Here is a 20,788-nt window from a genome sequence, read left to right on the forward strand (position 1 = left end):
TCCGAGATCACCTGTGCGAGAGGCAGTCATGACGAAGCGCCCTGGACCGAGCGTGCGGCGACGGCAGCTCGGCGCTATGTTGCGACAGTTGCGAGTCAGCGCAGATCGCACCCGCAAGGATGCCGCTGAATGGCTTGAGATCGGCGAGCCGACCCTGAGCAAGATCGAGCTCGGACGCCAGGCGATCAAGGGTCCGCACGTACGACTGCTATGCCAGCTCTACGATGTTGACGCGGGTACGCTCGATAACCTGCTGCGCTTGGCGAAGGAGGCTGGACAGCGCGGCTGGTGGACCGCCTACCGTGACACCGTGCCTGACTGGTTTCGCTACTTCGTCGGGCTCGAGGGCGACGCCGCAGACTTGTGGAACTATGAGTCCGAGTTTGTGCCCGGCCTGCTGCAGACGTCGGCGTATGTGGAAGCGATCGGACGGGGAGCGCGCCCGGATATCAGCGATGCCGACGTGGCGCGATCGGTCGAACTGCGTCGCGAGCGGCAATCGAGGATCGACGGCGAGACACCGCCGCGCCTGCACTTCTATCTCAACGAGGCGGTACTGCGGCGCAGGGTCGGCAGCGCCGACGTGATGCGCGAGCAGCTCGAGCACCTGTACGCCTCATCCGAGCTCGAACACATCACGTTGCGCGTGGTGCCGTTTTCGGCGGGCGCACATCCGGCGATGTCCGGTTCGTTCGTGCTGATGCGGTTTCCCGATGAGGACTCGCCTGCGTTTGCCTACCTCGAGAACGAGCGGGGTGCGATCTACCAGGAAGACCCGGGCGATATAGCGCGGTATAGCCTCATGGTCGAGCAGCTTGGCGGCATGGCGCTCGACGCGGAGGAGTCCCGCGCCATGCTCAAGCGCTTGTCCGAGCAGTGAAGTGAGCACAGATGAAGGAGGTGCGGGATGCCCGCCCCGAACCTCACGGGCGCTGCCTGGCGCAAGTCCACTCGCAGCAATGCGAATAACGGCAACTGCGTCGAGGTCGGTTTCGCCGACAACGCACGCGGCGTGCGCGATACGAAAGATCGCTCGTACGGAACGCTGGCGTTCGGTGCCGAGCAGTGGTCGGCATTCGTCGCCACCGTCAAGAGCGGGCGGCTCGACCCGAGCTGAACCGCGAACGAACCGGAGGCCACCACGGCGAAGAGCCGCCCTCGTTGCACAGAGCAGTGATGGCGGCTCTTCGTCTGTGCAGCACATCGCCTCCCGGTGCCCATGTACCGGGGGGCGATGCCGTGTTGGCAGTTGGTAGTAACTGGAGATCGCGCCGTGTGCGGTGCTTCTGCGGTATGCGGCTCGCCGGTTCACATCGGGCTTCTGCTCCGCTGCTGGCCGGAAAATCACAAGTGAGGCCGGCGGGATTCGAACCCGCACTGGCTAGGACCTAAACCTAGTGCCTCTGCCAATTGGGCTACGGCCCCGATGGCCCCCAGCCTAGCGTGTGCCCGCGAGCGTGCTCGCGGTGGCCGTTCCCCGTGCCGGAGGAGTGCCCGGCGGGTGTCGGCGCGACACGGGCAACCACGGGTGAGAATCTTTGTGCGGTGTGATCTACCGTGTACGCAGCCAGGGTGCAGTAGTCGGGTGGACAGGCCACCGATGAACAGGCAGCCCGGTGAACGCAGAGGAGGACACGTGGCCCGTGACCCCGACGACATCCAGCGCGACATCGAGAAAGCCCGCGATGCGCTGGCCGCGACACTCGACGAATTGGAGACCAAGGCGAGCCCGGCACGCGTCGTCGAGTCCGGCAAGGCCAGTATCCAGGAAAAACTGAACGACCCGAAGGTGCGCTACGCGCTGATCGGCGTCGGCGCTGTGGTCGCGGTCGTCGTGGTGCGCAAACTGTTCCGCTGAAGCGGCCCGTGCGCCCACCGCGGAAGGCGGGTGAAGCGGCATCGTCCCGCGGCGCACGACCTCAGCGTAGAAGCGGGAGCAGCGCCTCGTCGAGCAGCCGGTCGACGAAGCGCTGGTCCAACGGATCGCCGGTGAGCATCAGGCGGTGGATCAGCGCGGCGCCGGCCAGCTCGACGACGGTGTCGATCGGTGCGTCGGCGCGGATTTCACCACGTTCGAGACCGCGATCGATGATGCGGCGCAGCACATCCCGCTGGGGAAGCAGGAAGGACTCGCGGAACGCCTCGGCCAGCTCCGGCTCGTGCGGCAGCTCGCCGACCAGTGCCTGTGCGGCCTTGCCGATCGGGCCGCCGAGGAAGCCTGCGAACGCACTCAGAAATTCCCGGAGGTCGCCGTCGATCGAGCCGTGGTCGGGTTCGGGGATGTTGCGCTGGACGAGCTGGGTGCACGTGTCGATGACCAGCTCCAGTTTGGATTCCCAGCGGCGGTAGATGGTTGCCTTGCCCGCCCTGGCATGGGCGGCGACCGCGTCCATGGTCAGCGCGCGGTAGCCGACCTCGGCCATCACTTCCAGAGCCGCGCTGCGCAGTGCGGCATCCCTGCTGGCATCGCGGGGGCGCCCTCTTCCCGGGGTGGGCTGTCTGCTGCTGCGGCCCGGAGCGGGGCTCAGGTGCGTGTGCTCCGTTCGCGCGCTGTCGGCTGCTGCCCTGTCATCGGGAGTCCTGGTGCCGGAAGTGTCTTCACTGGGACCGCCGCCGGTCGCTGCGCTGGTGGTATCGGCACTACTGGTGGGTGCGTTCACGGTGGACATCCTCGAGATTGGAATCCCTTTCCTCCACGGTGAACGCTACCGAGATCGCCCCGGTCGTGCTCATCGGGCCATGTGACTGGTGTGTCCCTTGTCGGCGGCAGCACTCGCCTGCTGTGCTGCCGCGAGAGTCGCCTCGTCGGACAATCCGTGCCTGGCTTGGAGGTAGGCGGTGCTGAATGCGAAACCGTCACCGTCGAGCAGGTGAATCACCACGCGCCCGGACTGGTTCGGGGCAACCTCCTCGATGAGTTGGTCGGCCTTGTCCCGCGCTGCGATCAATCCCGGAGCCCGAGCGGTGTGGGTCTGGCTCCCCGAGGTGACGGTGACCGACCAGTCGTCGCCCTCGGGCAGGTAATTGGCAGTGATGTGTCCGGTAGCCATGGTGCCTCCGCGTCGAGCATGCTCCATATCGTGTGACGTTGCACTTCCCGCGCCGGTGCCGTTGCCGGTCACCCGCGGCGCCGAAGGTGGCTCGGTCACCTCACGCGTGGCCATCGACTTTACGTGTTGTGCCGCCGTAAGTCTTCGGGGTGGTCGAGATCGAAGCCCTCGGCGATGTCGTCGCAGGCCACGAACGTCACCTCGTGGTGGCGGAGATACTCGCGCGCACCGGCGTCCCCGGTGGCGGAGGCGCGTATTCCGGCCCAGTGCTCCCGGCCCAGCAGGACGGGATGGCCGCGCACGCCCGCATAGCTCGCTGCCGCGAGCGCGGAGGAGCTCGCATGGGCCGCGACCCTGCGCGCGGCCTGCACCGTGATACCGGGCATGTCGACGGGCAGCACCAGTAACGCGGTCACATCGTCGTAGCGGTCGCTGCCCGCCAGTGTGTCGAGGGCTGTGTGCAGGGATGATGCCATGCCGCTTGCCCAGTGCGGGTTGGTCAGCAGCGTGGCCCTCGGCAGGTGCGCCCGCCGGGTCACCTCCTCGGCCGCCGCGCCGAGGACGACCAGCGTGGGCTCGCACCCGCTCTCGGTGAGCACACCTGCCGCGCGTTCGACGAGCAGGGTGCCGCCGTAATCCACCAGTGCCTTGGGTCGGCCGAGGCGACGCCCCGCACCGGCTGCGGGCACCACACCGGCCACCGCCTCACGCATGGGCGTGGATCGGTCCGGTGGTGTGTGCCAGCGGCCGAGTGCTCGCACCGGCGCGGGCGGCGATGATCTCCGCCGCGATGGACACCGCCGTTTCCTCCGGGGTGCGCGCTCCCAGGTCGAGACCGATGGGAGCGCGCAGGCGGCTCAGTTCACCCTCGTCCAACCCCGCCTCGCGCAGGCGGCCGAGCCGGTCGGCATGGGTGCGGCGGGAGCCGAGCGCCCCGATGTAGGCGGCACTGCTGCGCAGCGCCACCCGCAGGACGGGCACATCGAACTTGGCGTCGTGGGTCAGCACGCAGATCACCGCGCGCGCGTCGATGTCGGTCTCGGCGAGGTACTCATGCGGCCATCGCACGATCACCTCGTCGGCGTCCGGCATGCGTTCCGGGGTGGCGAACACGGCTCGAGCATCGCACACCGTCACGCGATACCCGAGGAACTTGCCCTGGCGGGCGAGCGCGGCGGCATGGTCGATCGCGCCGAAGATCAGCATCCGGGGCGGGGTGCTCCAGGACTCGATGAACACCGTGCGCTCCGCGCCGTCCTGCTCGGGACCGGAACCGCCGGGGGGCAGGCACACCTGGCGCAGGCCGGAGAGGTCCTGCTCGAGCATGGCCCGGGCTTGCACGGTGATCCGGTCGTCGAGCTCCCGATCGGCCGTGCTGCCGTCCCGATCCTGCGGCCACACGGCCAGGGTGGCACCGGTGTCCAGGACACGGGCCACCGCGACGTGCTCCCCGGCGACTCCCGCCCGCAGCACTGCCCGCAGGGCCGTGTCGCGGTGGGGGTCGACGGGCTGCACGTACACGCCGATCCGGCCACCGCAGGTCAACCCCACGGCGAACGGATCATCGGGGTCGTAGTCGAAGTCCGACCGCACCGGGCGGCCGGTGCGCAGCGTCTCCAGCGCCAGGGCATGCACCGATCCCTCGATGCATCCGCCGGACAGACTGCCCACCACGGCACCGTCGGAGCGCACCGCCAGGGCCGCCCCGGGACCACGGGGTGCACTTCCCTGCACCGCCACCACCGAGGCGATCGCGAAGTGCTCTCCCGCCTCGGCCCATGCGAGCAGGTTCTCGGCGATATCCCGCATTCGGTTACCTCCCGTGATCTCCCGAGCGGCCGGTGACGAAGCAGTCCTCAGCCGGCTCCGAGTAGCTCCTTGATTCCCTCCACCCCGAAGTAGAGGGCGAAGATGACGGACAGAACGCTCATGATCCAGCCGATCTCGCGGGCTCGGCCCGTGCAGATCTTGATGGCGCAGTAGGCGATCAGGCCGGCGCCGACACCGTTGGTGATCGAGTAGGTGAACGGGATGACCGCCACGGTGAGAAACACCGGGATGACGTAGTCGCTGTTGCTCCACGGGATGTTGGCGCACTGCGCCATCATCATGCCGCCGACGACCACGAGGGCGGGAGCAGCGGCCTGCGCCGGAACGACCGCCGCGAGCGGGGTGAACAGCATCGTCGCGGCGAACAGTACGCCGCTGACGACGCTGGCGAGGCCGGTACGGGCCCCCTCGCCGACACCGGCGGCCGATTCCAGGAACACCGTGTTCGGTGCGGATCCGGCGAGTCCTCCCGAGGCGGCACCGACACCGTCGACCAGCAGGATCCGGCCCATGCCCTGGACTTTACCCCGGGAGTCCATCAGTCCGGCCTCGTTGCCGACACTGGTGATGGTGCCCATCGCATCGAAGAAGCCGGACAGGACGAGAGTGAACAGGAAGACCGTTGCCGCCACGGCACCGGCGGAGACGAACCCGCCGAAGAGGTCGATGTTGCCGAGCAGACTGAAGTCCGGTACCGAGACCAGACTCGAGGGCAGCTCCGGCGCGATCCGTCCCCAGGCGCTTTCGGGGATGTCGAACACCGCGTTGACGATGATCGACAGCACCGTTCCGGCCGCGATGCTGATGAGGATGGCGCCCGGAACCTTGCGCGCCACGAGTACCACCATCAACAGCAGCGTCAGGCAGAACAGTGCGATCGGCCAACCGCCCAGGCTGCCCGAAGCGCCCATCTGGACCGGAACGGTGGTGCCCGCCGCATCCGGAACGCGGGTGACGAATCCGGCGCTGACCAGGCCGACCAGGGCGATGTAGAGGCCGATGCCGACGGTCAGTGCGGTTTTGAGCGGTAATGGGATCGCGTTGATGATCCGTTCCCGCACGCCGCTGACGGCCATCAGGATGATGCAGATACCTTCGAGTACCACCAACCCGAACGCCTGAGCCCAGGTCATCTCCGGCGCGATGGTGAAAGCCACGATGGGGATCGCGCCGAGTCCGGCGGCCATCGACAGCGGGGCGTTGCCGACCAGGCCCATCAGGATCGTCAGGACACCGGCGCACAGCGCCGTGGACGTGGTCAGGGCCGTGGTGCTCAGGGTGGCTCCGGTCGCGTCGGACGAGGAGCCGAGAATGAGCGGGTTGAGCAGCACGATGTAGGACATCGCGACGAAGGTCGTGAGACCGCCCCGCAATTCGCGGGGAATCGTGGAACCACGAGTGGTGATGCGGAAATATCGGTCGAGTGCCGAGCGCCGTGATCCCGCGGGTTCCGAATCGGACCCGATGGTCTCCGGTCTCAACTGCTGGGTCATGCGTCCTCCCATGCCGGTGGGCGCCCGTGGACCGTACTCGTCGCAACGAGCACGGTCCGGACTGCTCGTCGAACCGCAATGGAAAAATGCGGTCGACTGTTGATGGGCGTTTCAATCACATTGGTATCGATGACCGATCGGTGGTGTGCACCGAAATCGGGTACGGAGCAATTTCGACGGGAAAAAAGAATTGCCGAATTGCTCCAATGCGTCGCCGTATCGACCCGGTCGCCGATACGGCGCCGTCGTGTGCTGGTACCGACAGCGTAGTTGTCGCCTCAGTACTCGATGCGGTCGGCCTTGACCTGCCAGGCGTCGAAAGGAGCGGTGCGGTCGTCGGCGTGCACGCGGCGCACGGACGTCGGCCACACCGAGTCGGGGTCGCTGAACAGTTCGTAGAAAGCGCGATCGTCGAATCCGGCGACGGCGGCGTCCTCCCGGTCGGCGGCGTAAATAATGCTGTCCAGCCGTGCCCACAGCGCGGAAGCCATGCACATCGGGCAGGGTTCGCACGACGACACCAGAACACAGCCGTCGAGCTTGAAAGTGCCGAGCGTGCGGCACGCGTTGCGGATCGCGGTCACCTCGGCGTGTGCGGTCGGATCGAAGTTGGAGGTGACGAGGTTCGTGCCGGTGGCGACGACCTCGCCGCCGGAGGCGACCAGCGCCCCGAACGGCCCGCCGCCGGTGGCGACGCTGTCGGTGGCCAGCCGGATCACCTCACCCATCCACTGATTCTCGTGCTGGCCGGTTGCCACGTGGGTGTCCACGGACATGCGTGCTCCCTGCTGATCGATTCGTGACTGGTGGATCGGATTCGTGCTGCGGCACGTTCGCCTGTCGGGTCCGGGATTTCACGTGCGAAATCCCGGACCCGACAGGAACGGAGAAAGGGAACTCCGGCGGGAAATGCTTCCTACCGGGAGGTGCCTTCGATGATGTGCTCCGGCGCGACCGGAGTGTGGGTCAGTGCCTTTCCGGTGGCCGCGCGAATCGCGGCACTGATCGCCGGTGTCGTGGAGATCGTCGGTGGTTCCCCGACACCGCGCACCCCGTAGGGGGAGTTGGGGTCGGCACGTTCGATGACGTCGATGTTCATCGGTGGCATGTCCAGGATCGTGGGAATGAGGTAATCGGTGAACGACGCGTTGCGGATGGCGCCGCCCTCGACCCGGATCTCCTCCATCACCGCGAGCCCCAGTCCCTGTGCGGAACCGCCCTGGATCTGACCGATGACGGCTTCCGGGTTCATCGCCTTGCCGACGTCCTGGGAACAGTCGAGCTGAACCACCTTGACCAGGCCGAGCTCGGTATCCACATCGACCACCGCACGGTGCGCGGAGAAAGCGTGCTGGACCTGTGCCCGCTCGCTGGTGCCGAATTCCTCGTCCAGCGGATACGTCTCCCGGTGATGGTATTCCCGGGTCTCCTCGATCACGTCGTCACCGAGGACGTCGGCGAGATCGGCGAGCACACCGGTGGCAGCGGAGACGACCTTGCCGCCGGACAGCGACAGGTCCTCGGCGTCCTCGCCGAAACGTGTCGCCACGCGCTCGAAGAGGATGCTGCGGACGGCCGCGCAGGCATTGCTGACGGCGCCGCCGGTCACGTAGGTCTGCCGCGAGGCCGAGCTCGACCCGGCCTGGCCGACGTCGGTGTCGTTGGGGTGGATGTTGACCCGTTCCACACCGAGCTCGGTGCGGGCGATCTGCTGTTGCACGGTGACCAGGCCCTGACCGACCTCCGCGGCCGCGGTGTGCACCATCGCCAGCGGTTCACCGCCGATGACCTGCAGTCGCACCCGTGCGGTGGAGTAGTCGTCGGCACCTTCGGCGTAGCAGATGTTCTTGATGCACACGCCGTAGCCGATGCCCCGGACGACGCCCTCACCGTGGGTGGTGTTGGAGGCTCCGCCGGGCAGCTCGCGGATGTCGGCCGGGCCGGCGTCGCGCTCGGGCGGTAGTGGCAGTTGCCGGACCCGCTCGAGGAGTTCGGCCACCGGAGCGGGATAGTCCAGCACCTGGCCGGTGGGGGTGGTGCCGCCCTGGCTGAGGGCATTGCGGATGCGCAGGTCGACCGGGTCCATGCCCAGTGCCTCGGCGAGCTTGTCCATCTGTGCCTCGTAGGCCAGCGCGGGCTGCACCGCTCCCAGGCCGCGCATCGCACCGCACGGCGGGTTGTTGGTGTAGAGCCCCCAGCCCTCGATCCGGACGTTGGGCACGGAGTAGGGGCCGATGCCGAGCGTGGTGCCGTTGCCGACCACGACCGGTGTCTTCGACGCGTACGCGCCACCGTCGAAGTACAGCGTCGCCCGGACGTAGACGAGCTCTCCGTCGCGGGTGGCGCCGTGCTCGTAGTACATCTTGGCCGGGTGCCGGTGCACGTGGCCGTAGAAGGACTCCTCCCGGTTGTAGACCATCTTGACCGGCTTGCCGGTGTGCAGGGCGAGCATGCTGCAGTGGACCTGGATGGACAGGTCCTCGCGGCCACCGAACGCGCCGCCGACCCCGGAGATGGTCATCCGGACCTTCTCGGCGGGCAGTCCCAGCGCCCGCGCGGTCTGCTTCCGGTCGGAGTGCAGGTCCTGGGTGGCCAGGTAGAGATCCACGCCGCCGTCGGGAGCCGGGATGGCCAGCCCGGCTTCGGGACCGAGAAACGCCTGGTCCTGCATGCCGAGCGTGTAGACGTCGGAGACGACGACCTCGGCCTCGGCGTCGGGATCGCCCTTGATGATCGGCTGGTGACGGACGACGTTGCCGTCGGCATGCAACTTCGGCAACGTCGTGTCGTGCGCGGCGAGTTCGGGGTCGGTGATCGGCTCCAGCACCTCGTAGTCGACCTCGATGCGTTCCATCGCACGCCGTGCGGTCTCCGGATGGTCGGCGGCCACGAGTGCCACCGCCTCACCCCGGTACCGCACCACGTCGACGGCGAGCACCGGCTGATCGACGACCTTCAGGCCGTAGAGGTTCTCGCCCGGCACGTCGGAATGGGTCAGTACCGCGTACACCCCGGGCGTGGCCAGGGCGGGGCCGATGTCGATCGAATTGATCCGGGCGTACGGGTGCGGACTGCGCAGTGTCGCACCCCAGAGCATGTCCTCGGCCCACAGGTCGGAGGCGTAGGCGTACTCGCCGCGTACCTTCAGCGCGCCGTCCGGCCGCATCGGGGACTCGCCGATTCCGCCCGCGATGGCGTCGTCGAGGTCCTGGGGACTGCGTGCGGGGGCATGGTCGCTCATCACGCCACCTCCTGGTCGGTGTTGTGGTGCCGGGCCAACTGCGCACCGGCCCGGCGAAGTTCGTGGGTGAGATCGGTCTCCGAGGTGGTCACCAGGTGCCCGTTGTCGACCACCGGCTCGCCGCCGCACAGCAGACGTTCGAGCCTGGGCAGCGGTCCGAGCACCAGTGCGGCGACCGGGTCCTGGATGCCCGCGTGCCCGAGTCCGTCGAGTCGCCACATCGCGATATCGGCGAGCTTGCCCGGTTGCAGCGAGCCGAGCTCGTCCTCGCGGCCGAGGCAGCGCGCGCCTCCGCGCGTGCCCAGCCACAGCGCATCGCGGACGCTCAGCGACTGCGGCCCGTAGTGCGCACGGGCGGTCAGCAGGGCCTGGCGAAGCTCGTCACCGAGGCGTCCGGCCTCGTTCGAGGCCACCCCGTCGACCCCCAGCCCGACGGGGGAACCGGCATCCAGCAGGGGGCGCACCGGAGCGACACCGGCGCCGAGGCGGCCGTTCGAACTCGGGCAGTGCGCGACGCCCGTGCCGGTGTCGCCGAACCGCCGCACGGCCGCATCGGACAGGTGCACGCTGTGCGCGAGCCAGACGTCCGTTCCCAGCCATCCCAGCCGCTCGGCGTACTCGGCGGGGGTGCAGCCGAACTCGGCGAGACACTGCTCGTGCTCGTCCAGCGTCTCGGCCAGGTGCGTGTGCATCCGGACACCGTGGGACCGGGCGAGTTCGGCCGAGGAACGCATCAGTTCGGCGCTGACCGTGAACGGCGAGCACGGGCCCACGGCGATGCGCACCCGCGAACCGGGTGCCGGATCGTGAAAGCGCCCGATCGCGTCCTCGGTACCGCTCAGCGCCGAGTCGACATCCTCGACGATCGAGTCCGGTGGCAGACCACCGTGGGACCGTCCCCGGTCCATCGATCCCCGGACCGCGTGCAGCCGGACCCCGACGCGCTCGGCTGCGGACACGACCGCGCCGAGCACGTCGCCACCGTCCCGCGGGAAGACGTAGTGGTGGTCGGCAACAGTGGTGCATCCGGACAGCGCCGTCCAGCCGAGCCCGGCCGAGGCGGCCGCGTGGGTGATCTCCTCGTCGAGCCCCGCCCACACGGGGTAGAGCGCGGTGAGCCAGTCGAACAGCGTCGCGTCGGCCGCGTATCCGCGCGTGGCCCACTGGTAGAGGTGGTGGTGCGTGTTGACCAGGCCGGGGGTGAGCAGGCAGCCGCTGCCGTCGATACGGCGCGCAGGCGCGTCCTGGGGCGGTGCCGTGCCGGGACCGACGTCCAGGATGCGGTCGTCCTCGATGACCAGGTAACCCTCGGAATGCTCGGTGCCGAGATGCGCCCCGAGTCGTTCCGCGGCGTCGACGGTGACGACCGCCGCCCCCTCGATCACGATCCGTGAGTTCCCGTTCATGCGTCGGCCTTGTCCGGTCGCGTGTTGTCGGAGGAGGAACGGCGGTCGGCGGCCAGTCGCACCGCGTCCATGATCTTCTCGTAGCCGGTGCAGCGGCACAGGTTGCCCGCCAGCGACTCGCGGATTTCGGCGTCGGACGGCTCGGAGTTGCGGTTGATGAGGTCGTCGGCGGCCACCAGCAGACCCGGGGTACAGAATCCGCACTGCACGGCGCCTGCGTCCACGAACGCTTCCTGCACGGCATCGAGCTTGTCGCCGTTGGCGAGTCCCTCCACGGTGCCGACCTCGCGCCCGGAGACCTGTCCGGCCGCCACGAGACAGGCGCAGGCCGGGACGCCGTCCAGATAGACGGTGCACGAGCCGCACTCACCCTGCTCGCAGGCGTTCTTGGAGCCCGGCAGGCCGAGGCGCTCCCGCAGGACGTAGAGCAGGCTCTCGCCTTCCCAAACGTCGTCGGCCTCGCGTTGCCTGCCGTTGACGGTGAATGTCAGGCGCATTCCGACCTCCCGGTGTGGTCGTTCGACGGGTGATTGCTCGAGTGCTGACGGCGGTGCTCGTCCCAGACCCAGCCCAGTGTCCGGCGAGCCATGACGCTCAGCGCGTGGGTGCGGTACTCGGCGGTGCTGCGGACATCGTCGATCGGCGAGGCCGCACGAGCGACGAGTTCGCCGAAGTGCCGCACGACCGAGTCGGCCAGCGGCCGGGGCGAGGTCCACTGACCGGAGTCGGCCAGTTCGGCGGACAGGAAGTCCTCGGCTTCGGGTGCCCGGCGCGGGGTGGGTGCGGCCGAACCGAGACCGGTTCCCACGCGCTGCTGCTCGGGATGCAGCGAGAGGGCGAAAGTGCACACCGCGATGACCATCGCGTTGCGCGTGCCGATCTTGGAGAACTGCTGCGCACCGGTTGCGGGGGCGATGTGCACGGCCGAGATCAGCTCGTCGGGGGCCAGCGCGTGGCGCTTGACGCCGGTGAAGAACTCCTCCATCGCCAGCATGCGCACTCCGCGCACCGACTCCACCTCGACTTCGGCGCCGGAGGCCAGCAGCGGTGGGTGCCCGTCTCCGGCGGGTGAGGCCGAGGCGAGATTCCCGCCGAGCGTGCCTCGGTTGCGGATCTGCGGGGATCCCACGGTGCGTGCCGCGATGGCCAGGCCGGGGAGCCTGTCGCCGAGTTCGTTGATCAGCCGCGTGTAGGGCAGGCCGGCACCGATTCGCAACCGGCCCGCGTGTTCGGACCAGTTCGCCAGTTCGTCGATACCGGTCATATCCAGCAGGGTCGCGGGGCGCCGGTGATCGAAATTGATCTCGACCATGATGTCGGTGCCGCCCGCGATGGGGGTCGCGTCGGGATGGTTGGCCTTGGCTTCGAGTGCGTCTCGCCAGGACGCCGGACGGAGGAAGTCCACGTTGTTCTCCAGAGGGGGCAGCCCAGCAGCCGGACAGCCCGGTACCGGTTACGGATGTGAGTAAGTACACAGGTGTGAACGGGGAATTGACTAGCGGTGGAATCCATGAAAGCGGTCGGGGATGACCCGATGGCGTTAGTATTTTCCTACAAGGAACCGTCACCTCCACCGTCACCGACACGCCGGACTCCCCCGGCGCGCGACGTGGGGCCCGTCTCCGGGAGAACGGACCCACCCGTCGGTGCCGCGGACGTCGGTGCGGTCGTGCCCGGGTGACCGCCCAGTGCTGTACGGTGCGCGGATGCTGCTACGTGATCTCCTGGACGACCCGGAGCTCGGGCTGGCCCTGCTGGCAGGCCGAGAACAGCTGGACCGGCCTGTTCGCGGGATCTACATCACCGACCTCATCGACCCCCGGCGATACCTGCACGGCGGGGAACTCGTGCTCAGCGGGTTGGTGTGGCATACCGGCCCCGCCGACTCGGAAAGGTTCGCCGCTGCCCTGTCCGACGCGGGCGTGGCCGGTCTGGCCGCGGGCACGGCCCGTCTCGGCAGAGCTCCCACCGACCTGGTCGAAGCGTGCGCCCGGTACCAGGTCCCGATCTTCGAAGTGCCGCTGGCAGTCAGCTTCAACACACTGTCCGAACGGGTGTGGCGTGCCGAGCAGCAGGCCTCCGTGCCCGGACGTGAGCTGGTCGGCGCCGTGGCCGCGGGGGCGGATCTGGACCGGGTGCTCGCGATGGCCACCGCGGAGCTCGGAGCGAACTGCTGGGTGCTCTCGGCCGCCGGAGCGGTGATCGGTGGGGCCGGTGCACTGGACGAGAGCTCCCGGCGCGCCCTCATCCGCGAATTCCTCACGCCCGGAGTGCTGCCTCGAACGGTGCACCTCCCCTCCGACGAGTCCGGTGCCTCGTTCGTGCTGTGGCCGGTCGGTTCCGATACCGAGCCGCGCGCCGCTCGGTGGTTCATCACGATCCTCGAGGAACAGCAGCACCGGAGCGCGAAACGGGAGGGAATCGTTGCCGACCTCGCCACGGCGGTCGCACTGCTGCGCTCGCGGCGGGACGAGGGACGCCAGGCCGCGAGTCGCTCGGTGCAAGCCGCATTGCACCGGTTGCTCGACGGATCGGCGAGTCCCCCGGAGGTCATGGCACGCCTCGAGGCCGCGGGCCTGCCCACGGGCGAACCCCTGCGCGTGGTCGCGCTCGATGTGGAGGGGCGGAGCGAAGCGGCGACGACACTGCTGCACGAGATCGCCGCATCGACCGAAATCGCATCGGTGACCGCGCCCGTGGACACCGGAGCGCTCGCCTTGTTCGCAGGCGACCGCAACGGACTCGCGGGAATCGACCGGAGCCTGCGGCGCACGGTGGAGGACATCGAAAGCGGCATGGGCGTGCCGCGCCTGACACTGGGCGTGAGCGACATCAGCAAGGCGACCGGGTTGCGCGGCGCCGTCGAAGAGGCACGCTACGCACGAAGCCTGGCCGAACACCGATCGGACCGGTGCGGCATCGCCACCGCGGGCGAGCTCGCCACACACCAGGTTCTGCTGGCCTCGGCAACCGACGATCTCCGCCGTTCCTACCGGCAGCGGGTCCTGTCGAAGCTCATCACCTATGACGAGGTGCACCATTCCGACCTCGTGAACACGCTGTGGGCATTCCTGGAATGCTCGGGCTCCTGGTCGCGTTGTGCCAAACGGCTACATGTCCACGTCAACACGCTGCGATACCGCATCAAGCGAGTCGAGGAGATCACCGGCCGCGATCTGGGTGATTTCGCGACCCGGGTGGATTTCTACCTCGCGCTACAACTGGATACGTGAGCCCCACGCCACAGCACGCGGGCGTACGGCTCCACCGCACGAAAAGCATCTCGCAGGCGAGCACATGGCCGCACGGGGTCCCCACGGAGCAGTTCGTCGTGTCAGTTGTCACAACCGCGTCCGCTGTCCGGGGGAAGCTGGGTTTCCGGTTCGAAATCCGCCGCCCTTAAGCGGTACTGTTCTTGGTCGGCACACGGCAGCGCCCGCGACACGGACCTGGCGCGGATCAGTCGGGAGCCGACCTGTGGAAACCATTCGCACGGTTGAGGATCGGAGGTACCGGGATTGACCGACCTGTCCGCCACCACCGGTGTGACGGACCGCCCGAGCGGAACCGGTGCCGCCTGGGATCTCGTATCCGGGGGCCCCGCATACGAACGGATCAGTGACTTCCTGAGCAGGCAGGCCCCCGAAACCCCGTGCCTGGTGCTGGACCTGCCCACGGTTCGCCATCGTTACGCCGGGCTGCGGTCGGCGCTTCCCGATGCCCGGATCTGCTACGCGATCAAGGCCAACCCCGAGCCGCGGGTGGTGGACGAACTGGTCGGCCTCGGTTCCTCGTTCGACGTCGCAGGCCTCGGAGAGATCGAGCTGTGCCTGGCACGGGGAGCCGCACCCGAGTCGATCTCCTACGGCAACACCATCAAGAAACGGCGTGACATCGCGCGCGCCTACGAGCACGGCGTACGCCTGTTCGCCACCGACAGCGAACCGGACCTGGACAATATCGCCGCGGCCGCGCCCGGCTCCCGTGTCTTCTGCCGGATCCTGGTGGACAACAAAGGATCCCGTACCCCGTTCGGCCGCAAGTTCGGCTGTCCGCCGGAGACCGCCGTGCGGTTGCTGGGCCGCGCCCGAGAACTCGGGCTCGATCCGTACGGCGTGTCCTTCCACATCGGATCGCAGCAACTCGACCCGGATGCGTGGGAGCACGGGATCCTCGCCGCACGCGAGGTCTTCGAGGGGCTGGCCGGCCGGGGCATCGCGTTGCGCATGGTCAACCTGGGCGGTGGCCTTCCCGCCGCCTACACCCAGTCCGCGCCGCCGCTGCAGGAGTACGCCACGCGGATCGAGGCCGCGCTGGATCGGCATTTCGGTGCCGACCGTCCGGAGTTGCTGGTCGAACCCGGCAGGCATCTCGTCGGAGACGCCGGTGTGCTGCGCAGTGAGGTCGTGCTCGTCACACCCGAGACCGGCAGTGACCGCCGCTGGATATACCTGGACGTGGGCCGCTACAACGGACTGGCCGAGACCGAGGGCGAGGCCATCACCTACCGGTTGCGGACCTCCCGGGACGGCGATCCCGTCGGACCCGTCGTGCTGGCAGGACCGACCTGTGATGGCGACGACGTGCTCTACGAGAGCACGGAGTACGAACTCCCGGAGACACTACGCGCGGGTGACTGGGTGGAGCTGCTCAGTACAGGCGCCTATACCGCCAGTTACTCCTCGGTGGAGTTCAACGGATTCGCGCCGTTGCCCACTCATTGTGTCGACGGTGATGAGCGAACCGAGCGACCCTGACCGCCGCAGGTGCGGCGGTGGGGCTATTGCCCGAGTTTTCCGAGGCGAAATCTGCGAAATGTTGGGAGGTCGATAGATGTCAATTGACGCCGGAACCCTGCAGGCCGAAACCGTCGGTTTGTTCGCCGGACAGCACGTCCTCGCCGAATTGGAGGGCGTTGATCCGGGTCTACTCGACGACGAGCAGTTCCTGCGGGACACGTTGCACAGTGCACTGCATCGCTCGTGGGCAACAGTGTGCCAAGTGATCGCGCAACGCTTCGAACCACAGGGCGTCACGGTGCTGGCACTGCTGTCGGAATCCCACGCTTCGCTGCACACGTATCCGGAAGATGGTTCGATCTTCATTGACGTGTTCACCTGTGGCAACCGTGCTCAGCCGGAGCAGGCGGTGCAATTGCTGGCTGAGGCACTGCGCCCGTCCTCGGTGACCACGCAGACAATCCGGCGCGGCCGTGACCACGACACCGACTTCGTCTCGTAGACGGTGTCGGTGACCACGGCCGGGGCGCGCGCCACAGGGACGTCGGACAAGGAGCAGGAGTTGATCGAGCTCGACGGGCAACAGTGGGTCCAGGAAACGCTGGGCGCCGATATGCGGCGCCTTTGGCGGGTGGACGAGGTGTTGTGGGAGGGCGATACCGCCTATCAGCACGTGCTGATCGGCCGCACCGGGCAGGGAATCTCCCTGTTCTGCGACAACGATCGCCAGAGCACCGAGTTCTCGCAGATCGTCTACCACGAGGCGATGATGGTGCCGGGCTTTCTGCTGGCCGAGAAGGTCGACAGCGTCCTGATCGTCGGGTCCAGTGAGGGCGTGGCGAGCAGGATGGCCGTCGATGCCGGGGCCAGCCGCGTGGATCATGTCGACATCGACCAGGAGTGCGTCCGCGCTTGCGCCGAACACCTGCCGTATGGCTACACCCCGGCCGAGCTGGCCGAGGTGGAGCAGGGCGAGGGGCCGGTCCGGCTGCACTATGCGGACGGGTGGAGCTTCCTGGACCAGGCACTCGGTCGGGGGGACCGCTACGATCTGATCGTGGTCGACCTGCCCGACGAGAGTGCGGATGAGGCCGACAGCCAGCACAACCGGTTGTACGGGGTTGATTTCATCCGTCGCTGCCATGCGGTCCTCTCCCCCGGCGGAGTCGTCGGATTCCAGGCGGGCAGTCCCACGGTGTGGCGCAACACCACGCTCGTGCGGGCCTACAACCGCTTCCGATCCGTGTTCGACACCGTGACGTACTTCGGTTCGGACGAGCACGAGTGGGCGTTCCTGTTCGGACGGGTCGAGCAACTCGACGATCCGATCAACGTCATGCTCGATGCGCTGCCGCAGTGCTCGTACGAGCCGGTCTCGGTGGACGATGCCAGCCTGATCGGTTCCACGGTGCCGCCGTACTCGGTGCGTCACCAGGATTAGAGCGCGGCCGGGTTGGTCGATTTCTCGAGAAATTGACCAACCCACCCACTTCCCTGCGGAAAGGTCATCGCCCGCCGCGCCTGCCGACGTAGAGGTGATACGTCGTCGGATGACCGCCGAGGGTCACCGGAATGGTCAACTCCTCCACCGCTGCGAATACTTCCCGCATGACCGTGTCGAGCTCGGGTGCAGGATCGGCGGACCAGATCGCAGTGATCCCGTGCGGTGCCAGAGTCCTGTGGCAGGCAGTGAGGAAGTCGCGGCGATACACCGCAGCGTTGGCCTCGTAAACCAGGTAGCCGGGACCGTTGTCGACGTCGAGCAGAATGGCCTCCCACGAGGAGGAGACCTGCTCGGCGATGATGTCGGTGATCTCTCCGGTTACGAGTTCGACGCGCTCATCTCCGATCGCCGCCGCCGTATCCGGAACGAATCCCCGACGGTGCCAGTCGACGAGCGCAGGCTCGATCTCGGCCACGAGCACCCGGGTGACCCGGCGGTCGGCCAGCACCTCCCGCAGCGTGAATCCGAGGCCGAGACCGCCGATCAGCGTCCGCACCGGTGCCGTTCCCGACCGGACGTGGGCAGCAGCGTAGTAGGCGTCGAGGGTCGTCGTCGCCAGCAGCCGCTCCGTCGACGTGTGCACGGTGTCCATCACGAACACCCCGTTGACCCGTAGCTCCAGCGCCCCGTCTCCGCTGCGCCGGGTCAGGACGATCTCGCCGCGCTCCGAAACCGCACGTGCCACCCGGCCACTGTCCATTTCTCGGCTCCTTCGTCGGATCCGGGTATCCGGGGGCAGTGACTTCAGGGAAGGTAGGGGTGCAGTCCGTCGGAATTCTCGAACGGCTCTTGTGCCCGCACCTGGAACCACTGCTCGAAGGCGAGCCCGCGCACGCGCAACGCATCCTCGACCTCGATGATGCGGGCCTGCGATATCTCGGTGGAAGGCTCATCGAATTCGGCACCGGAGACCAGTGGGAAATCCACCTCGTAAAGCTCCTCGTGACCGGTATCGGCGAAAGCACGACCGGTGAAGGTGGCGAACAGGGGCTCGCTTTGCTCCCACTCCAGCAGTTCGGCCGCTTCCAGCACCACCCGCGCCTCATTGACCAACAAGCGCAACGCGAGGGACTCGGCGACACAGCGGGGTGGTGTCCAGGATCGTTCGGTCAGCCTGGCCGCAACCGCCGCCGACGACAGCAGCAGTGCACGGGTGAACCGCGAATCGTAGCGGTGTTGGTAGCAGGGCGGCAGCTCCTCCAGCACCAGCAACCCGACGGCCTCGCGCACGGTGGCGTCGTTGATGGTCAGTGCGAGTTCGTCGTAGAAGAGCTCGTCGGTGACCACGCTCACGGCGTGGATCAGCGCGCCCGCGGCCAACCGGGTGGTTTCCTGGTCTGCCTCGCCGGAGGGCGCGAAGGCGGTCGAGTCGAACGCGCGCAGCCGGGGAGCGAGCTCGATCAACCTGTCCCGCCAGCTTCCGCCGTCCGGTGCGGCGGTGCCCGGCATGGAAGTCTCCGAGTCCCCCAGAGCTTCGTCGACCGCGGCTTCCAGGGCTGCCTCGATCTCGTCCCGAGGCTCCTCGGAACTTCCGGAAGCCGCCGCGAGGCTCTGATTGAACTCGTCCTCGGTGATGCGGACCTCGGACTGCGCGACGGTCCAGTTCACGAGCTGCTCACTCTCACCGATCAACTCGTCGAGTACCTGCGCCGCGGCCTCCTCGGCGGCACGCAGCGAGGGGGCGTCCAGCGCGAGCATGACCGTCACGCCTTCGGCGGAAGCGTTGATCCGGTAATCCAGGACGTCGATTTCCTCGCTTTCCGGACCTGTGACGCCTTCGACCTGGCCGAGTTGACGGTCGAGCAGAGATACCACTCCTTCCTGCTGCAGCTCGTCCAATACCGTGGCCTGAACCGGCGGTTGAAGGGCCGCCGTGACTACGTAATCCACCCTGTTTCGCCTTTCGACCGGTTGTCGGGCATGGTACGTGTTCACCGATGCGTTCGTTGCACTACGGCTCACCGATACGGACTCACCGCTATCGGCAATCGCGAGGGGGATGATCATGGATGGTGCGGCACCGACCGTGACGGTGTTCGGAAGCTGCAATATGGATCTGGTTGCCTATGTCGAGATTCCGCCACGAAGCGGGGAAACCGTGCATGGGCGGGAATTCCGGGCCGTTCCCGGCGGCAAGGGGGCCAACCAGGCCATCGCGGCCGCACGGGTCGGAGCACACACCGCCATGATCGGGGCCGTGGGTACCGACGAATTCGGAGCCACGATCGGTGAGGCCCTGCGGGAATGTGCAGTGGACATCCGTGGATTACGCGAGGTCTCGGGGCATAGCGGTACCGCACACATCGTGGTTGATGACGAGGGTGGGAACTCGATCATCGCGATCCCGGCGGCGAATGGAACCGTCACTTCGCTGGCGCCCGGTGACGAGGAACGGATCGCCGCTTCGCGGAGCCTGCTGCTGCAGTTGGAGATCCCGCTCGAGGGAGTGGTTGCTGCGGCCGAATCAGCCCGGCGCAACGACGTTCCGGTCGTGCTGACCCCGGCGCCCGCGGTGGAGCTCCCCGCGAGCGTCCTGTCCCACATCGACCTATTGGTACCGAACGAGCACGAGGCCGCCGTGCTGACCGGGTGTCACGAGCCGGAACGGGCGATGCGAGTTCTGCTGGAGCAGGTTCCCGAAGTCGTGATCACGATGGGTGATCGCGGATCGTTCTACGGCAACAGAGCCGGCGACCGCATCGACATGCCCGCTTACCCGGTGCGAGCAGTCGACACCACTGCCGCGGGAGACACTTTCGTCGGAGTGCTCAGTGCCGCCGTGGCCGCGGGGGCGGAAAGACGAGAAGCTCTGCGGCGAGCCGCTGCGGCCTCGGCATTGTCCGTGCAGCGAAATGGTGCGAGCAGTTCGATGCCGACAGGACGGGAAGTGAATGATTTCCTGGCTGCCACGGCACACGATCAGGAATGATGACGTTCGGTGTCCTGCCGGATGCAGGATGCGCATACAAGTGCTGCTTGTCCGCTCCGGATGGTTCCGGACACGGGCGGCCGGGATATGTGCTCGGGGCCGAAACCCGACCGCCCGTGCGGCAATGGTCGCTTTACTGCGCCTTGTCGTAAGCGTCGACGATCTCCGCAGGAATGCGACCGCGATCGGAAACCTGCATGCCCTGCTGCCTGGCCCATTCCCGAATGGCCTGATTGCGTTCGCGGTCAGCCGTATTGGGAGCCGAGGTCGGCTTGGCGGACTTGGCTGCCTTGCCTGCCTTGGCCTCTTTGCCCGCTTTGCCGCCGCTACGCTTGCGACCACCGGTCCGACGGCTGCTGGCGACATAGGATGCCAATGCATCACGGAGCTCGGCGGCGTTGTCGGCCGACAGGTCAATCGCGTAGTTGACGCCGTCCAGGCCGAACTCGACGGTGGACTCGGCTTCCGAACCGTCGACGTCGTCCACGAGTTGAACGGTGACCTTCTGCGCCACTGGTGAACCTCGATTCCGGATCGCTTTTTTCGGTCGCCATACACCTTACGACGAACAGCGCGAGAACAATAAACGAGTACTG

General features: G+C 67.5%; 21 protein-coding genes and 1 tRNA gene. 8 read left to right on the forward strand and 14 right to left on the reverse strand.

Annotated features, from left to right (window positions below; all coding sequences use genetic code 11):
* Positions 1-76: 76 nt before the first annotated feature.
* Together JOF55_RS15950 and JOF55_RS15955 are read left to right on the forward strand one after the other, a co-directional pair.
* Entirely contained in the window at positions 77-880 is an 804-nt protein-coding gene (locus JOF55_RS15950) for a helix-turn-helix domain-containing protein (RefSeq protein WP_310275052.1), read from the forward strand.
* Between the two features lie 27 nt (positions 881-907).
* Positions 908-1,117: a DUF397 domain-containing protein gene (locus tag JOF55_RS15955; RefSeq protein ID WP_310275054.1), complete on the forward strand. Its 210-nt coding sequence runs from the start codon at positions 908-910 to the stop codon at positions 1,115-1,117.
* Between the two features lie 234 nt (positions 1,118-1,351).
* Here the strand turns inward: JOF55_RS15955 and JOF55_RS15960 are convergent.
* A tRNA-Leu gene (locus tag JOF55_RS15960) sits at positions 1,352-1,425 on the reverse strand.
* A gap of 211 nt (positions 1,426-1,636) precedes the next feature.
* Here JOF55_RS15960 and JOF55_RS15965 point away from each other — a divergent pair.
* Positions 1,637-1,858 (forward strand): DUF3618 domain-containing protein, encoded by a 222-nt coding sequence (locus tag JOF55_RS15965; RefSeq protein ID WP_310275056.1) that lies wholly within the window; start codon positions 1,637-1,639, stop codon positions 1,856-1,858.
* A 61-nt stretch (positions 1,859-1,919) separates the two neighbouring features.
* Here JOF55_RS15965 and JOF55_RS15970 read toward each other — a convergent pair whose 3' ends face one another.
* The 10 genes from JOF55_RS15970 to JOF55_RS16015 all read right to left on the reverse strand — a co-directional run bounded on the left by JOF55_RS15970 (position 1,920) and on the right by JOF55_RS16015 (position 12,425).
* Positions 1,920-2,528, reverse strand: a complete 609-nt coding sequence (locus JOF55_RS15970; protein ID WP_374727523.1) for a TetR/AcrR family transcriptional regulator — start codon at positions 2,526-2,528, stop codon at positions 1,920-1,922.
* 201 nt (positions 2,529-2,729) lie between these two features.
* On the reverse strand, positions 2,730-3,050 hold the full coding sequence (locus JOF55_RS15975; protein ID WP_310275061.1) for a hypothetical protein: 321 nt from the start codon (positions 3,048-3,050) through the stop codon (positions 2,730-2,732).
* A 119-nt stretch (positions 3,051-3,169) separates the two neighbouring features.
* Positions 3,170-3,763 carry a nucleotidyltransferase family protein gene (locus JOF55_RS15980; RefSeq protein ID WP_310275063.1) on the reverse strand — a complete coding sequence of 198 codons (594 nt, stop codon included), beginning with the start codon at positions 3,761-3,763 and terminating at the stop codon, positions 3,170-3,172.
* A complete protein-coding gene (locus JOF55_RS15985; protein WP_310275066.1) occupies positions 3,756-4,859 on the reverse strand; it encodes an XdhC family protein in 1,104 nt (367 codons plus the stop codon). The genes JOF55_RS15980 and JOF55_RS15985 overlap by 8 nt, the downstream gene beginning before the upstream one ends.
* Before the next feature lie 47 nt (positions 4,860-4,906).
* Positions 4,907-6,373, reverse strand: coding sequence for an NCS2 family permease (locus tag JOF55_RS15990; protein ID WP_310275068.1), 1,467 nt, complete (start codon positions 6,371-6,373; stop codon positions 4,907-4,909).
* Positions 6,374-6,651: 278 nt separating this feature from the next.
* Positions 6,652-7,149 carry a nucleoside deaminase gene (locus JOF55_RS15995; RefSeq protein ID WP_310275070.1) on the reverse strand — a complete coding sequence of 166 codons (498 nt, stop codon included), beginning with the start codon at positions 7,147-7,149 and terminating at the stop codon, positions 6,652-6,654.
* A gap of 140 nt (positions 7,150-7,289) precedes the next feature.
* A complete protein-coding gene (gene pucD / locus JOF55_RS16000; RefSeq protein WP_310275072.1) occupies positions 7,290-9,614 on the reverse strand; it encodes a xanthine dehydrogenase subunit D in 2,325 nt (774 codons plus the stop codon).
* On the reverse strand, positions 9,614-11,020 hold the full coding sequence (locus tag JOF55_RS16005; protein ID WP_310275074.1) for an 8-oxoguanine deaminase: 1,407 nt from the start codon (positions 11,018-11,020) through the stop codon (positions 9,614-9,616). The genes pucD and JOF55_RS16005 overlap by 1 nt, the downstream gene beginning before the upstream one ends.
* On the reverse strand, positions 11,017-11,517 hold the full coding sequence (locus JOF55_RS16010) for a (2Fe-2S)-binding protein (protein WP_310275076.1): 501 nt from the start codon (positions 11,515-11,517) through the stop codon (positions 11,017-11,019). The genes JOF55_RS16005 and JOF55_RS16010 overlap by 4 nt, the downstream gene beginning before the upstream one ends.
* The gene (locus tag JOF55_RS16015) at positions 11,508-12,425 is read right to left on the reverse strand and encodes an FAD binding domain-containing protein (protein WP_310275077.1); all 918 of its coding nucleotides are present in this window, start codon (positions 12,423-12,425) and stop codon (positions 11,508-11,510) included. Before JOF55_RS16015 ends, JOF55_RS16010 begins: the two co-directional genes overlap by 10 nt.
* Positions 12,426-12,726: 301 nt before the next feature.
* Here JOF55_RS16015 and JOF55_RS16020 point away from each other — a divergent pair, with 301 nt between their 5' ends.
* The 4 genes from JOF55_RS16020 (at position 12,727) to JOF55_RS16035 (ending at position 17,200) form a co-directional block, all read left to right on the forward strand.
* Positions 12,727-14,253: a PucR family transcriptional regulator gene (locus JOF55_RS16020; RefSeq protein WP_310275079.1), complete on the forward strand. Its 1,527-nt coding sequence runs from the start codon at positions 12,727-12,729 to the stop codon at positions 14,251-14,253.
* A 285-nt stretch (positions 14,254-14,538) separates the two neighbouring features.
* A complete protein-coding gene (locus JOF55_RS16025) occupies positions 14,539-15,777 on the forward strand; it encodes a type III PLP-dependent enzyme (RefSeq protein ID WP_310275081.1) in 1,239 nt (412 codons plus the stop codon).
* Between the two features lie 76 nt (positions 15,778-15,853).
* Positions 15,854-16,261 carry an adenosylmethionine decarboxylase gene (gene speD / locus JOF55_RS16030; RefSeq protein ID WP_310275082.1) on the forward strand — a complete coding sequence of 136 codons (408 nt, stop codon included), beginning with the start codon at positions 15,854-15,856 and terminating at the stop codon, positions 16,259-16,261.
* Between the two features lie 60 nt (positions 16,262-16,321).
* Positions 16,322-17,200 carry a spermidine synthase gene (locus tag JOF55_RS16035; protein ID WP_374727524.1) on the forward strand — a complete coding sequence of 293 codons (879 nt, stop codon included), beginning with the start codon at positions 16,322-16,324 and terminating at the stop codon, positions 17,198-17,200.
* A gap of 64 nt (positions 17,201-17,264) precedes the next feature.
* Here the strand turns inward: JOF55_RS16035 and JOF55_RS16040 are convergent, their stop codons facing one another.
* Both JOF55_RS16040 and JOF55_RS16045 read right to left on the reverse strand, forming a co-directional pair.
* Positions 17,265-17,963, reverse strand: coding sequence for a spermidine synthase (locus JOF55_RS16040; RefSeq protein ID WP_310275086.1), 699 nt, complete (start codon positions 17,961-17,963; stop codon positions 17,265-17,267).
* A 44-nt stretch (positions 17,964-18,007) separates the two neighbouring features.
* Complete coding sequence (locus tag JOF55_RS16045) at positions 18,008-19,153, reverse strand: hypothetical protein (RefSeq protein ID WP_310275087.1); 1,146 nt, start codon at positions 19,151-19,153, stop codon at positions 18,008-18,010.
* 115 nt (positions 19,154-19,268) lie between these two features.
* Here JOF55_RS16045 and rbsK point away from each other — a divergent pair, with 115 nt between their 5' ends.
* Entirely contained in the window at positions 19,269-20,192 is a 924-nt protein-coding gene (gene rbsK / locus JOF55_RS16050; protein WP_310275088.1) for a ribokinase, read from the forward strand.
* A 133-nt stretch (positions 20,193-20,325) separates the two neighbouring features.
* On the opposite strand, the gene JOF55_RS16055 is transcribed toward rbsK, so the two are convergent.
* On the reverse strand, positions 20,326-20,706 hold the full coding sequence (locus JOF55_RS16055) for a histone-like nucleoid-structuring protein Lsr2 (protein ID WP_310275089.1): 381 nt from the start codon (positions 20,704-20,706) through the stop codon (positions 20,326-20,328).
* Positions 20,707-20,788 lie beyond the last annotated feature (82 nt).

The sequence above is a fragment of the Haloactinomyces albus genome, assembly GCF_031458135.1.
Lineage (GTDB): Bacteria > Actinomycetota > Actinomycetes > Mycobacteriales > Pseudonocardiaceae > Haloactinomyces > Haloactinomyces albus.